At 51.1% G+C, this 14963-nt stretch carries 10 protein-coding genes; 9 read left to right on the forward strand and 1 reads right to left on the reverse strand.

The window, feature by feature from the left end; all coding sequences use genetic code 11:
- Positions 1 to 124: 124 nt before the first annotated feature.
- Positions 125 to 898, reverse strand: a complete 774-nt coding sequence (gene gloB, locus NSP04_RS07810) for a hydroxyacylglutathione hydrolase (protein WP_257511784.1) — start codon at positions 896 to 898, stop codon at positions 125 to 127.
- On the opposite strand from gloB, the gene NSP04_RS07815 reads away from it, so the two are divergent.
- From NSP04_RS07815 to NSP04_RS07855, 9 genes are all read left to right on the forward strand, one after another.
- Entirely contained in the window at positions 889 to 1707 is an 819-nt protein-coding gene (locus tag NSP04_RS07815; protein WP_257511785.1) for a class I SAM-dependent methyltransferase, read from the forward strand. The two genes, gloB and NSP04_RS07815, sit on opposite strands and share 10 nt — an antisense overlap.
- A 33-nt stretch (positions 1708 to 1740) precedes the next feature.
- Positions 1741 to 2181, forward strand: a complete 441-nt coding sequence (gene rnhA, locus NSP04_RS07820) for a ribonuclease HI (RefSeq protein ID WP_257512266.1) — start codon at positions 1741 to 1743, stop codon at positions 2179 to 2181.
- The gene (gene dnaQ, locus NSP04_RS07825; RefSeq protein WP_257511786.1) at positions 2178 to 2900 is read left to right on the forward strand and encodes a DNA polymerase III subunit epsilon; all 723 of its coding nucleotides are present in this window, start codon (positions 2178 to 2180) and stop codon (positions 2898 to 2900) included. The genes rnhA and dnaQ overlap by 4 nt, the downstream gene beginning before the upstream one ends.
- Positions 2901 to 2911: 11 nt before the next feature.
- Positions 2912 to 5209 carry an AsmA family protein gene (locus tag NSP04_RS07830; protein WP_257511787.1) on the forward strand — a complete coding sequence of 766 codons (2298 nt, stop codon included), beginning with the start codon at positions 2912 to 2914 and terminating at the stop codon, positions 5207 to 5209.
- 111 nt (positions 5210 to 5320) lie between these two features.
- A complete protein-coding gene (locus NSP04_RS07835; RefSeq protein WP_257511788.1) occupies positions 5321 to 7006 on the forward strand; it encodes a patatin-like phospholipase family protein in 1686 nt (561 codons plus the stop codon).
- A 30-nt stretch (positions 7007 to 7036) separates the two neighbouring features.
- Positions 7037 to 7816, forward strand: a complete 780-nt coding sequence (locus NSP04_RS07840) for a 3',5'-cyclic-nucleotide phosphodiesterase (protein WP_257511789.1) — start codon at positions 7037 to 7039, stop codon at positions 7814 to 7816.
- 17 nt (positions 7817 to 7833) lie between these two features.
- Complete coding sequence (locus tag NSP04_RS07845) at positions 7834 to 9480, forward strand: ShlB/FhaC/HecB family hemolysin secretion/activation protein (protein ID WP_257511790.1); 1647 nt, start codon at positions 7834 to 7836, stop codon at positions 9478 to 9480.
- A 126-nt stretch (positions 9481 to 9606) separates the two neighbouring features.
- On the forward strand, positions 9607 to 14712 hold the full coding sequence (locus tag NSP04_RS07850) for a two-partner secretion domain-containing protein (protein WP_442916111.1): 5106 nt from the start codon (positions 9607 to 9609) through the stop codon (positions 14710 to 14712).
- Positions 14713 to 14741: 29 nt separating this feature from the next.
- Positions 14742 to 14963: a hypothetical protein gene (locus tag NSP04_RS07855; protein ID WP_257511792.1), complete on the forward strand. Its 222-nt coding sequence runs from the start codon at positions 14742 to 14744 to the stop codon at positions 14961 to 14963.

Consider the following 14963-nt stretch of genomic DNA (forward strand, 5'->3'; position numbering starts at 1 on the left):
AGCATCCTATGTTGAAGTCTTGGGTTGGTCAATCGAGAACTTAACCATGCCCCAGATCGAGTGACACAGCTTGTATATCACTCAATAAGTATGTTTGTTCAATCAGCGTGAGTCGAGGCCTTGATTAGAAGCGGTCTTTGGCGTCGCGTATTTGTTTGAATTCAATCGGATTTTTGGCATTAAGAAATAAATTGCTGGACCGCTCAACTCCCAGGGTTGTCGGAATTGTACTGAGTCCCTGCTGCCGAACTTTGCTGACCTCGACTTCACGTTCTTTGATGTTTTTTGAGTCAGATTCATAGAAGCGCGCGAACCGAATATTCGACTCGGTGTATTCGTGAGCACAGAAAACCAGTGTGTTGTCTGGAAATTGATTGAGTTTTTGAAGGGATTCGTACATTTGCAAGGCAGTGCCTTCAAAAAGGCGTCCACAACCACTGGAAAACAGCGTGTCGCCTGGGAACATCCACACTTCGTCGCTTTTCATGGTTTCTTTTAGCTCGATCACATAGGCAATATGGTCCAGTGTGTGTCCGGGCACCTCAAGCACCTTGGCCACCAGACAATGCACATCAACAGTGTCGCCTTCGCGCACGGGGCGGTTTACCTGGGGCACTCGGCCTGTTGCAGGACCGTAGACTGGAACATTGTTCTCTGCGCTTTCCAGCAGCTGGTCGATGCCGCCCACATGGTCTGGATGGTGATGGGTCACCAAAATACCGCTAAGATGGTAGCCACGGGCGTTTAGAAAAGCTTGAACCGATCTGGCGCAACCAGGGTCTACTACAATGCAGGCCTTGCTGGGTTCGTGAACAATCGCCCACAGGTAGTTGTCCTGAAAGGCCGGGATGCCGTAAACCGACCAATTCGAAACTTGAGAAGACTTGAATGATTCCATCTGAACCCCTGAACGACTTGAGTACTCAACAAGCCCAAATGTTAGCACTCGATGCTTGGCTTCAAACGCCAGCCGGGCAGTACTTCACCAGTCGCGAACAGGCGTGGATAGATTCTGTGGTGCCCGACCTCTTCGGTTTTCGGGCGGTTCAGTTGGGTACCCGGCTGGTTGATGGGCTGAAAGAAAGCCGAATTCCCCACCGCGCCTATGTGCAACAAGGCATGGTGGCCAGCAAGCCCGAAGGTGTTGAAGTGTTTAAGCCCGACTGTTTCGCGGAGTTTGAAGAATTGCCGTTTGAGAGCCAGTCGCTTGACATGATTGTGCTGCCGCATGTGTTGGAGTTTTCTGAAGACCCGCACCAGTTGTTGCGTGAAGTAGAGCGCGTGTTGATGCCCGAAGGGCGGGTGGTGATCACCGGGTTCAACCCCATGTCGCTCTGGGGCTTGCGCCATGCGGCATTAAAGCGTTGGGCGCCTGTGTGGCCCAAGGGTTGCGAACCGATTCATTTAAGCCGCCTAAAAGACTGGCTGAAACTGCTTTCATGTGAGCCCGAGTTTGGGCGTTTCGGATGTTATCGTTTTCCGGCTTTCACTGAAAAGGGTTTGGGTCGCATGGGCTTCATGGAACATGCAGGTGATCGTTGGTGGCCGGTGTGTGGTGGCGTTTATTTTGTATGTGCCGTAAAGCGGGTGCGTGGCATGCGCCTGATTGGCCCCGCGTTTAAAGACAAAAAAGTATCTGCACGCCAACTGAAACCTGTGGCCAATAAGGCTTTGAATAAAACACCTACAATAGGCGACCGTGGATAAGGCCAACAGGATTAGAACGTGACAGAACAGAGAATAGCCAGCGTCGTGATGTATGCGGATGGCGCTTGTAAGGGCAACCCAGGCCCCGGCGGCTGGGGGGTGTACTTACAGTCAGGCGAACACATCAAGGAATTGTGTGGCGGAGAAATGAACACCACCAACAACCGCATGGAGTTGACCGCAGTCATAGAAGGCTTGAATGCGTTGAAGAAGCGATGCAGCATCGACGTGTACACCGATTCGCAGTACGTGCGTAAAGGAGTATTGGAGTGGATGCCGAAGTGGAAACTGAATGGCTGGAAAACCTCTGACAAAAAGCCAGTGAAAAATGCAGATTTGTGGCAAACGCTGGACGAAGCCAGTGTGCGGCATTTGGTGCGCTGGCACTGGGTAAAAGGGCATTCGGGCAATCCGGGCAATGAAAAGGCAGATGAATTGGCCAACCAAGGTGTTGAAAAGGCAATCAAACAATGAGATACGTGGTTCTGGATACCGAAACAACCGGGCTGGAAGTTCGCCAGGGTCATCGAATCATCGAGATTGGTTGCATTGAGGTGAATGGCAGACAAGTCACCGAAAAATGTTTCCATGAATACGTGAACCCGGAGCGTGCAGTCGACGAAGGCGCATTCCAGGTACACGGTATTTCTGATGACATGCTCGCGGACAAGCCCAAATTCAAGCAAATCGCCAAAGACTTTCTTGATTTCGTGCAGGGCAGCACTTTGATTATTCACAATGCCTCATTCGACATCGGTTTTCTGGACGGCGAACTTGATCGCCTGGGTTTAGGCAAGATGGCCGATTATGTTGACGGTGTGATCGATTCACTAGGCATGGCCCGTGAAATGTTTCCTGGAAAGCGCAACAACCTGGACGCGCTGTGCGACCGTTTGGGCGTGAACAATGCGCACCGCCAATTGCACGGTGCGTTGCTCGATTCGCAGATTCTGGCTGAAGTGTATTTGGCCATGACTCGCGGGCAAGATAGTTTGGTGATCGACCTGAACGCTCACCACGACGACGATGGGGTAGAGCGAACCAAGTTAAGTGCGCTTGATTTACCTGAACCTGAACCCAGTGACGAAGAAATGGCCTTGCACAAGGCTTACTTGGAAGACATTGAGAAAGCGGCCAAAAGCCCGAGTGTTTGGAGCAAGATCAGCCAACCGACCGAAGAACCCGCAGTTTAAGGAGGTTTGCCATGAAAAAGGCAATTGCATGGGGTGTAGCCATTGTTGTTGGCGTGCCAGTTGTGTTGGCCGCCACAGCAGCCGTTCTGGTCAATACGATTGATCAACAGGCGCTGTTGAACAAGGCCAGCGCGGTGGTGAAGCAAAAGCAGCAGCGTGATTTGGCATTCACGGGCCCTGTGCAATTGAAGTGGTTTCCTTCCATTGGTGCCGATTTAAGCGGCGTTACTTTGTCTGAATTTCAAAGCACTGATCAGTTTTTGAAGGCTGACAAAGTCAGTATTTCATTGGGCCTGCTTCCACTCCTTAGTTCCGAAATTGTGGTGAATGCTGTGCAGGCCACCGGGGTTTCAGTCAATGTCGTGAAAAACGCCGATGGCACGTTCAATTTTGATGACCTGAACAACCCGGAGAAAGCTGCCGAAGTTGAAAAAGAAATGGAAGAGGCGCCCGCCGAAGGCGAGCAAGCCTTGAATTTCTCAGTGGATTCAATTGCGCTGGAAGATCTGAACGTAAATTATGTCGACAAACAAAGTGGTCTTGAAGCGTCTCTGAATAACTTTGCTTTGCAAAGCGGTCGCATTGAACAGGGCGTGCCCACTGATATCGCTTTGAAGGGCAATGTAAAAGCCAATAAACCCCAAGCTGACCTGAACGTTGATTTGAGCACAAGGCTTGAATTTGGTTTGGGTGAAAACCTGTACGCCAATTTTGAAAACTTGAAGCTGGCTGTGCTGGGTGAACTCGACCAACAACAGGCCGATGTGAATGTTCAGGCCAGCACATTGAATGTGAACCCCCACACGCTTGAAATCAAGGCCCAGTCCCTGGATGCAAAAGCCAAGGGCCAGTTGCCGAATGTGGGTGCATTCGATGTCAGTTTGACTTCACCGTCACTTGAATTAAGCGAAACGGTTGCACGGGGCGAGGCTTTTAATCTAAAGGCTGACTTGAAACAAGCCAACCGAAGCATCAATACCACGGTCGTATTGGCTGGTCTGGATGGCAGTCTGAAACAAGACATATCGGCCGCGTTGGATTCGACCTTGAAACTGGTCGAGGGCGAACGCACAGTCAATCTTCAATTGAGCAGCCCGCTGAATGTGAACATGAAAAGCCAGCTGATCGAGTTGAAAAACATCGCTGGGCAACTGGATGTTCAAGACCCAGCGCTGCCCAAGGGAAGCAGCAGCATGCCCCTTGCAGGAAACCTTTCGCTCAACAACACTGAGAAAACTGCACAGCTGAATTTGAGCTCCAAATTTGAAGCGACCAGTTTCGATTTAAAAGCCGCAGTAAAAGACTTTGCCAAGCCTGCAATTACTGCGGTGCTGAATGCCGATACTTTAAATCTGGATGCGTTGCTGCCACCCAAAAAAGCTGGCACTGAACCTGCTGGGCAAACGGGTGGTGGGGAAGGAAAAGACACGCCTGTGGATTTAAGCCCGCTGCGCAATTTGAATTTAGACATCACAGCCAACGTTGGTGATTTGAAAGTGTCAAACATTCAAGCCAGTCAATTGAAAACCAAGGTGCTTGCGCGTGGTGGCAAATTGACCATTGCGCCGTTGAACGCTCAGCTGTATGGAGGCTCAACCACGGGCACTATTACTGCGGACGCGAACACCCAGACAGTCACGGTGAACCAGAACATGACCGGTGTGCAAATTCAGCCTGTGATCAAGGCCTTGCTCGACAAAGACATGGCCGAGGGCAAAGGCAATGTGGCAATTAACGTTCGTACCACTGGCAACACAGTGAACCAGATGAAGGCGGCGCTGGACGGAAAAGTGTCGGTCAGCCTGCAAGACGGTGCTATCAAAGGCATTAACCTGGCAGAGAAATTTCGCAACGCCAAGTCGTTGTTGACCAGTGGAAGCAACTCAACCCAGAAAACCGATACCGCCCAGCAAACCGACTTCAGTTCACTGTCTGTCAGCTTCGATATTAATGATGGTGTGGCCACCTCGAATGATCTGAATGTGATGGCGCCTTTGTTCCGTATTGGCGGAGCAGGGCAGATCAATCTGGTTCAGAACAGCCTGGAATATTTGGCCCGCGCTTCGGTGGTGGCCACCAGCACCGGGCAGGGCGGGAAAACGCTGGATTCCGGTTTGAATGGCGTTACTGTGCCTGTGCGTTTGTTTGGACCATTCACTGGCGTGCAGTGGGAGTTGCAATTCAAAGAACTGGCCAAAGACGCCGCAAAGGCCCAATTGCAACCCAAGATTGATGAGAAAAAAGAAGAGTTAAAAGGCAAGGCCGAAGAAAAGGTACGAGATGCCTTGAAAGGATTCATGAATCGCTGATGCCTTCGCGATGAATTGTTTGTTAACATCAGGCAAACAATTCATTTATGGTGCCATTTGTCTAACCCTGCCGGATTGCCATTGATTGAGTTGAGTCTGGCGGTCGAACTCTTGTCGAAAAAACTTGAAGTTCAGGCGCATGAGGCTGAGCAGCTTGTTCAGTTCGCCAAGCTGGTGCATCTTCCGAGGGGGGAAACTCTTTTTCATCAAGGTGAACCGAGTCATCACTTTTATTTGCTGTTGCAGGGGCAATTAAAGGGGCTGCGTGTACGACCTGACGGTCAAAACGACCTTGCCCTGTCATTTTTCCCCGGCGAAATGATCGGTGAGCTTGGTTTTTTCGATCAGGCTCCCCGTACTGTCAGTATTGCTGCCCGACGTGAATCGGTGCTTCTCGAAATTGACCAAACAGCACTTGAAAAATTCGGCAAGGTCAGCCCTTCCGTTTACCACCACCTCATTCGCATGCTGGTCTCGCGTTTTAAGCGCGAATTGGGCTACAGCGGACCATCCAATGCACACCAATTTGTTTTGTTTCAATCGTTTGTGCGCCCCGAGGGCTTTAATGCTCTGGCAGTAGACAGCTTTTACACTGCGATGGGGCGTCACAGTGAACTGCGTCGCTGGAAGCACCTCGGGGATATTCCCTTGGGCGAATCCCGTAAAGCCGGTCGCCGGGTTGTGGAAATTATCGAAACTGAGCCCCTCGAGCATCTCGATGATCGTTTGATTGAGACGATTGACTGCATGGTGGTCATGCTTTGTGCAAGCACGCTTCATGACATGCGCAGTTGTGAGTTGCTGAAGGCACAACTGAAATCGGCCAACGACGACGTGCCAGTGTGGTTTGTACTGGTTCACGAGGCTGCTTGGGTTGAACAAGCCGTGGTCGAGCGAATTCGTGACACTTTTGGCTTCGGGTTTAAATTGCTTCACGTTCGCCGCGGTCATCATGCCGACAATGCCAGGGTGGTGCGGCACATCTTGGGTCTGACCTTGGGCTTGGTGCTGGGCGGTGGCGGTGCCAGAGGGTTCGCACATGCGGGGTTTTTTCAGGCACTTGAGGAAGCCGGCGTGGTGCTTGATTCTGTGGGCGGCACCTCAATGGGGGCGCTGGTCGGTGCCCTAATTGCCACTGGCAACTCTGCCGCGGAAGTCAACAAGGTGCTGGCCAGTGCCTTTCGAAAAGGTCTGCCTTTCAAGCTAGGGGACTACTGGATTCCAAAATATGGCTTTGTGAAAAGCAAGGCAGTCGATGAGTTGTATCAAAACGCATTCGGTGATTCGAAAATTGAGGATCAGCCGATTCCTTTTTTTGCAATCAGTTGTAACCTGACCACGGGAAACCAGCATTTATTTGAACATGGCCCCCTTTGGAAAGCCGTGCGTGCAAGCACCTCGATACCAGTTTTTTTCGAGCCTTTCATGGCAGGCCGGGATGTCATGGTGGACGGCGCATTGGTGAACAATGTTCCCGTTGATTGCATGCGCGCCAGGGGTGCGAGCAAAATTCTTACGGTGGATGTCGGCCTTGAAGAGGACATCACCGCCCACATGGTTGATGAAAGCAAAGTTCAAATGCCCAGTATGATGAAGTCCTTGATGCGGGTCATCGAGTTGGGCGGTATTGAGAAATCAAGACAGGCCAAAGTCACAAGCGATTTGTACGTGCAGCCCTCGATTGAGAAGATTGGTTTGATGGAATTTGAGCGCCGAGAAGAGATCATTGCTTTGGGTTACGAAGCGGGTCGCAAGGCAATTCCGGATATACTTGGGTTGACGCACCAAAACACATAACTATACAGTTGTCATTCTTACGAGGCTTTGATGCAAAAACACTCTACCGTAGAGGTGTTGGGTTGCAGCGGCAGTATCGGTATCCCTGGACAAGGAACTACAAGTTTCCTGATTGACGACGACATTTTGATCGACGCTGGCACTGGGCTGTGCGAACTTGATTTCGTGCGTCTTGAGCTCATCGAGCATGTGTTGATCACCCATTCTCACCTTGATCACATTTGTGGCCTTCCCTTTCTTATCGACACAGTCGGTGTGGGCCGGGAAAAACCTCTGAAGGTATACGCCACCCTCCCCACAATCAGGGCCTTGCAGAACCATATCTTTAATGAGGAAATATGGCCTGACTTCGCAAAAATTCCTTCTGCAGAAAATCCGGTGATGGAGTATGTTGAGATCATGCCGGAAGAAGTGTTGATTTTTGGCGAGCGTCGCATTCAAACGGTTGAAGTGGACCACACGGTGCCAGCAATCGGTGTTTTTTTGTTTACGCCGACTGGCGGTTGGTGCTTTTCGGGTGATACCCATTGCACAGATCGTTTGTTTGCCCTTATCAATGAATCAAAAAAGGTGGATTATTTCTTTATTGAAGCCGCTTTCCCTGACAAAGAAAAGTGGCTGGCAGATTTAGCGAAACATTTGTGTCCTAGTCTGTTGTTTGGTGAGCTAAAAAAACTCAATGCAGCATGTGAAATCTGGATCAGCCACCTAAAACCCAGAGAACACGATCAGATTCAACAGGAATTACAGCAGTACCCGGGGGCTCAGCGGCTGCGCATTTTATCGGCCGGAATGATTTTTAACATTTAACGGCTACATACGATTCTATGAAATTCAAACTATCCGCAGTTGCCTGTGCAGTGGTGCTGTTGGTCAGTGCGCAATTACAGCTTGCGCATGCACAAAATGTGTCCGAAAGCCTGCCCGAGAACCAGTCCGCCAGCGACGACCCTTATCAGGAACCCAGTTTTAGCGTGTCTGGATTTGTGGTCGAGGGCCCTGAGCTTATTCCCCGCGACCGGATCATGTCAGTACTCAACAGCTTTGCCGGGCGTGCAATTTCTTTTTCCGAGCTTCGAACCGCCACCACCGCTGTTGAACAGCTTCACGCCGAGGCCGGTTATGAAGTTGTCCGCGTATTGATTCCTGAACAGGAAATTCAACCCGGGGAAAAATTGAAGCTGCAAATTGTGGATGCGCGCCTGGATGTGGTTACAGTGGCCGGCAATGATCACTTTACGGCGGAATCAATCCAGCAAAGCCTGGTGGTACTGCAGCCCGGCGCATTGATCAACACCGTAGACATGGACAAAAACCTGCGCTTGATCAACGACAACCCTGCCAAGATTGTTCGAGTGCGTCTTGAACCCAGTGACAAGCCAGGTTTGGTGGACGCCAAAGTGCAGGTGTCTGATCAAAACCCGCTTGCCGCCTACCTGACTTTGGATAACACCGGTACCAATGCCACTGGCGATTTTCGGATGGGTCTGGCGCTTCAACACAACAACGCTTTTAACAAGGGCCACATGGCCTCTTTTCAATACATCACTTCGCCCGGGCGCTGGTCCGATGTTGAAGTGTTCGGTTTGAATTACAAAATACCGTTTTACTCGCTTGATTCAATGCTTGAGCTGGCTTACAGCGATTCCAACGTGGATGCAGGTATTCTTGGGCTTGCAGGCGGGACCAGTGTTTCAGTGGCAGGGGCAGGTACGAATGCAGCAATTCGCTGGGTCAAGCTGCTCGATCGACTTTCGGGTTTCGATCAGCGAATTACGTTTTCACATGAAATCAAGCAATTTGAAAGTGATGTTCAAATCGTGGGTATTCCTGGTGCCCTGGCCCCCAATCTTGAAAGCAGGCCGGTGGGTGTTACCTATTCTTTAAGCGAAGCGCAAGACTCTCGTCAACGTGCATTGCAAGTGGGATATTTCAAGAATTATGTGACCGGGGGCAACAATTCTACGGCGCAATACAGGCAGGCCAACCCTGCTGCCGAAGCAAATTTCGACGTGATACGCGCAAATTTCAGTTGGTCGGAACAGGTGGCACCAAACTGGCGGTTAACTGCGCAACTGGATGCTCAACACGCCGATTATTCACTGATTTCTGGCGAACAGTTTGGAGCCGGTGGCGTGTATTCGGTGCGGGGCTTCGAAGAACGAGTTATTTCTGCCGATCGTGGTTTGAGGCAGTCGCTGGAACTGATGGGGCCCAATGTCAGCAAAACATTTGGAACCTTGTTTGAGCGTTTGCAGTTTGTGGGTTTTGTGGATGCTGCTCAACTGAAGTTTAACAATCCGGTGGCTGGTTCTCCCGCAGAGCCGCATTTGATGTCGTATGGCATTGGTGCGCGGTTCGCGTTTTCAGCCAAACACCAGTTCAGGGTTGACCTCGCCAAAGTGGTGTCAGGTGTACCCATCCAACCGCACGGTGATGTGATGTTGCACGTTACTTTTGCCACCTCACTTTAAGGCAAAGACACCATGAAAACGAATCGTCTTTCTAGCAGCAAATCAAGCACCCAGTTTCGACGCAAAGCCGTTGCCTTTGGCGTGGCCATGGCGATTGCCAGCCCCGGTTATGCGAATCCCACGGGCATGTCGGTTGTAGCGGGGCAGGCTACAGCTCAAACAATCGGCAACCTGATGCAGATTACGAATACGCCGGGTGCCATATTGAATTGGCAGCAATTCAACATTGACGTGGGCCAAACCACCCAGTTCATTCAGCAAAATGCAGCGAGCCAGGTGTTCAACCGGGTCACCGGCGGTGATGTTTCCCAAATTCTGGGCACCCTTAAAAGCAACGGCCAGGTGTTTTTGATCAACCCGGCGGGTGTGTTTTTTGGTCAGGGCGCAGTTGTGGACACAGCGGGTTTTTTGGCAAGTACTTTGGCAGCTTCTACCACTGATTTGCTCAACGGGCATTTGAAGTTCACCGATGCCAACGGCACAGCAGGTGGCATTGTGAATCAGGGCCAATTGACCACGCATTCTGGCGGATCAATCGTATTGCTGGCCCCAAGTATTGAAAACAGCGGCATCGTTCACGCCGAAGGTGAAGTGCTGCTTGCGGCGGGCCACAGCGTCACTATTGTGGACATGAAGCACCCCACGATTGGCCTGACGGTGTCGGTGAAAGAAGGCGACAAGGCAGTGAATCTTGGGCAAATCATCAGCAAAAATGCATCCTTGTTTTCTCATTTGGTCAAGAACAGTGGCGTGGTCGAGGCCACCGGTGCACAGTTGGGCGAGGGTGGTGTAATCCGTTTTATCGCTGAAGGTGATGCCTTGGTGGGTGGCCAGGTGCTGGCTGAAAGTGAAAACGGCAAAGGCGGCGAAGTCGACATTACCGGTGAGCGAGTGGCTGTGCTTGAAGGTGCGCGTATTTCTGCAGATGGCGCCACTGGTGGCGGCACTGTGCATGTCGGTGGTGGCTGGAAAGGGCAGGATGCGTCATTGGCCAATGCCCAGCAAACTGTGGTTCAGGCAAATACCCAAATTTCTGCGAATGCCACACAGAACGGCAACGGCGGTGAAGTGGTGGTGTGGGCCGATGGGCACACAGCGGTGGATTCTGAAGTGCAGGCCAAAGGCGGTGCACTGGGTGGCAATGGCGGGCGTGTAGAAACCTCTGGCAAAGACACTCTGGCAGTGAATGTGGCTGCGAATACATCTGCACCGAACGGCGAAGCAGGCCAGTGGTTGATTGACCCGGCTAACTTGACCATTGTGGATGAAATCCCACAGGGCGGATTCAATCTTGAACCCAATCAGCAAAGTCCGTTCTTTTCAACTGATGACATCTCTTCAACCTTTTCTCCCACCGAGTCTTTTCTTCTAAACAGCACGGTGGTTGCGGGTCTGGAAAACAACGGATTCGTTCAGATTTTCACAACTGGTACGCAGCCGGGTGATGGCAATCTGACCATCGCAGCACCGATTTTAATCAGCCAGAATCCGTCCCAGTCTGCCAGCATCAATCCCGAGCTTTTTCTTGAAGCCAAGGGGGCAATTAATATTGATGCGGCAGTCGGCTTGAACCCGGGCCAAACCGCGTTTGATGGTTTCGATCTGTTTTTGAGTTACGACATTGCCAAGCCAGTGTACGTGGATGCACCCGTTTACTTGGGCAATTCAGGCGAATTGATTTTGGCACCGTACGATACGGGCGCGGCCTTGCCCATGAACACCCAAGGTCAGCTTCCGCTTGATGGGGTGAATCTGCTTTCAGGCATGAATGGCTCAGGATCCACTGAGCCGTTGGCGATGAATCGAATCCGGGTGTCCAGTGCGGTGGCCAGTGACCCAATCACCGAGGAAACCTACATTGTTGGCCCTGAAAAAACAGTCAAACTGAATGTGCTGGGCGCCAATCTAAGTGTGAATGAACTTGATTTTTTTGCGATAGAGACAACGCCTGCCACCGACATACGGGTTGGTGTGGACAATCGTAATCCATCGGCATTGGTGCAAGGTAATCTGCAGTACAACTTCGTCGAAGCAAATTCCCTGACTGTGGATGCAGGAAGCACGGTATCAACCTTCACTCGAACCGTTCCCGATCAGTCTTTTGAGTTGACCGCAAGTACCGGTTTAAACCGCTTGATTTCTTCGGGGACTGTAAATTTCAATGGTGGTTTTGGCGACATTTTCCAAATTGACGTCAATGCAGGGACCATCAACTTTCAAGACGATGGCGCCAGTAGCAGCGGTGGTCCACTTTCCGGATTTTATTGGGTGGGTGACATTGCTGCTGGAAACGCCAGCACCATCAATTTGGTAGGTTCAACCTTAACGTACGACAAGGCGGAGCTGAACGGCGCGTTCAATCTGCAGTCTGGCGAACTGGGTCAAAATGCGTTTCTGAATGCGACCGACACGGATTTAAACGGCAATTTGAATATCGGTCCTGGATTCAATCTTGCTGGTTTTCAGGCCTTGGGTATGGGGTCCACTGCAACACTGACTGCAAGTTCTGGATCCTTCGTCAGTTTGGGTGGCATGCCGTTTTCAAGTGGATCTCAGCCCCCGGCTATTGCGGCGAAAGCGCCTGGTGCTTTCATCTCCAGTACAAACGGACAATTCGTTGCGCAACAGGGTGCCAGAATTATCTTGAACGGCGCAGCCTCACCCAATTCTGAACTTCCCCCCTTTCAAACTGCCAGTATTTCGAGTTTTTCTCCGGGGGGAGCAGTTCTTGATATCACGGGCCTGGATGGTCGACTCGACGCGCCAGTGACGATTCAATCAAATGGGTTTCTAAATTCCATTCAAACCGAAATAGAAAATTCTGGTTTTGACTCCGAATCGCCGACCTTCACTCCCATCAATACCATGGTGATTGAGTCGGCCAATATTCAAGTGAATGCTGGGGGGGATGGCAGGGCGTTGCGAATTGGAGAGGTCCAATTCTCTGATACATCAAACAACGATTTCATACCTTTGGTTGATCTGGATTTCAACGGCACCTTGACTGTGAACAGTGGCCGTGTTCGCCTTGAAGGCGACAATGTTTCCACGACTGATGGTTCACTGAACGTCAATGGTGCGAATTCCACAATCGTTTTTTCCGGAGCATTCACGTCTGCTGACTTGTACCAGGTCAACCGCAGCAACGGCGGTAATCTGGCAGCCGAAGGCTTCTGGGACAACAGTGCGGTAACTGCAGGGAATGCGGCAACCGCGGCTCCTTTGTCCAAAGGCAATATTTTTGTGGGCGATGATCTGGTCGTGTCGGGCGGTTTGTTGAGCAGCGCTGGCACAAGCGGTGCAATCAATGTGTTGCCAGATAGCTTTCTTGAGCTTCGAAACACTGAAGTAACAACAACCATCAATGTGGCACCCACAGGTGTGGTCATGCTGGGTCTTCAAGATGAAAGTGGTGCACCCGTGACCCCAGTGGTGTTGAACGATGCAAGAATCAATATGGGTGGAGATGCCTTCTTGATTGTGGAATCGGATTCTGCTGGCGTGGCTAATCTGGACGGCACTGCGACCATCAATTCGAGCGTTCAAGGTAACTTGATTCTTGCCGGGCGTCGGGTGTTTGACACTGAGTCTTTGGATGCTGCGCCCGACACAATGACTTTAAATGTTGGAACTGGTATTCGATTGAATGTTGCTGGAAATACAAGCAGCCTGCCCCCAGGTTTGGCACTTTATTACTCTGAGCGCCAAATTAGCCAGCCTCCAGCTCGTCCCGTATTTTTGGTAGGGCAACTAACTCCGGAAGCAGTGGCAATTACCGAGTACGACGATTTCAATGGCTTTTCAACACCCGCAACCACCGTATTGACTGACTTTGCCAATCCCTCTTTTGTAATTGACGGAAACCCGGACTTTTCGGTCGACACTTCGCTGAACTGCTCCCAAACCAATTTTTGTGTGAAGTTTGATGTCGCGCAAAACTTGACTTACTCCGGCATGGTGATGAGTACCCTGGGTGCGCCTGAGCCCACTTTGGCCAACAGTGGCGTGGCGTTCGTCGCGGGGGCTGATTTGACAGGTGTTCAGTTCGCAGTTCAAACCTCCGATGAAATTCAATTTATGCAGGGTTTGAATATTGTCACCGCCGCCGATTTTCTTAGCGGCAAACGGGTAGTAAACGGAATGGGTTCGACGGTTCGATTTGGTGCCAATGCCGCCAATGAAAACATTTCCAACAATTTTGAAAACAATGGTTTGTTACAGCTGCAAGGAACCTACACATTCAGCGGCTTGTTAAGTGGAATCGGAACTGTAGAGAACACTGGTAATCTTTTCCTGACTAACACCAGTGGAAGTTCATTTACCAACGCAATTTTGAACAACGGTTCGGTTACCAACAGCGGCATCTACAACTTTGCCGGCCCTATCGACGGCATCGGGAATTTGTTCAATAACGGCACAGCCAACATTGGCGGCAGTGGTCCAATCGGAAATCAGATAACCAACACTGGCATTGTGAATCTAAATGGCGGAACGGGTCAGTCGATTCAGTTTGCAGGTCCGTTCAACAATTCCGGTATGTTTAACCTGGCCGGCGGCTCACTGGTGTTCCAAGGTGACTACACACAGTCGGGTGGCGTATTCAATCTTCAGCCTGGAAGCAATTTGACAGGAAACATCAATATTAATGGGGGCTCTCTGAATGGATTTAGCACCATTAACGGAAATTTGAACGTAGCGGGTGGTCGAATCGTTCCTGGTGCATCGCCCGGTCTGATGACAGTCACTGGCGACTTGAATCTGGATGCAAACAGCATTGTTGATATCGAGATTTTAAGTGACGGTGGCGTTCAAGGCGTGGATTTTGATTGCATCGTTGTTCAGGGCAATGCGAACCTGGCGGGCCAGTTGAACCTGATTGACATTTCCTCTGGTACGCTAACTCCGGGCAGTCAGTACGCTTTCCTCGAAGCAAACACAATTAACGGCACGTTTGGCAATGTGTCGGTGTCCTCAGCGAGTTCTGGCTACACGCTTTCGCCTCCGGTTGTTACGTCCGTTAATCAGGTACAACGGCTAAGCACATCAACAGTGGCGTTAAATCCGCCACCCGTTGAGCCACCACCCGTTGAGCCACCACCCGTTGAGCCACCACCCGTTGAGCCACCACCCGTTGAGCCACCACCCGTTGAGCCACCNTTGAGCCACCACCCGTTGAGCCACCACCCGTTGAGCCACCACCCGTTGAGCCACCACCCGTTGAGCCACCTCTAATTTCCGGTAGCACTGGAACCACAGATTCGGTGGTCAATCAAAACCTGGATCAGGCTTTTGCCCCGCCCTCAAGCACCGCCACCCAAACTGACACAAGTGGAACGGGTACTACCCAGCAAAGACAGGAAGAGGAGGCTGTTGAGGTTGCGAATCAAAGTACTGCTGGAACCACCATGTCCCAGCAGTCCAATGACATTGAATTGAAAACCACGCAGAGCGATCCACAACGTGCTTCAGCGGTGTGCAAATGA

Source organism: Limnobacter parvus, assembly GCF_024623725.1.
In the GTDB taxonomy this organism is placed as follows: Bacteria; Pseudomonadota; Gammaproteobacteria; order Burkholderiales; family Burkholderiaceae_B; genus Limnobacter; species Limnobacter parvus.

What these genes read in the sequence shown, in the direction of transcription:
- NSP04_RS07815 (WP_257511785.1), top strand. Translation starts at nt 889, where the DNA reads ATGATTCCATCTGAACCCCTGAACGACTTGAGTACTCAACAAGCCCAA.
- gloB (WP_257511784.1), bottom strand. Translation starts at nt 898, where the DNA reads ATGGAATCATTCAAGTCTTCTCAAGTTTCGAATTGGTCGGTTTACGGC.
- dnaQ (WP_257511786.1), top strand. Translation starts at nt 2,178, where the DNA reads ATGAGATACGTGGTTCTGGATACCGAAACAACCGGGCTGGAAGTTCGC.
- NSP04_RS07830 (WP_257511787.1), top strand. Translation starts at nt 2,912, where the DNA reads ATGAAAAAGGCAATTGCATGGGGTGTAGCCATTGTTGTTGGCGTGCCA.
- NSP04_RS07840 (WP_257511789.1), top strand. Translation starts at nt 7,037, where the DNA reads ATGCAAAAACACTCTACCGTAGAGGTGTTGGGTTGCAGCGGCAGTATC.
- NSP04_RS07845 (WP_257511790.1), top strand. Translation starts at nt 7,834, where the DNA reads ATGAAATTCAAACTATCCGCAGTTGCCTGTGCAGTGGTGCTGTTGGTC.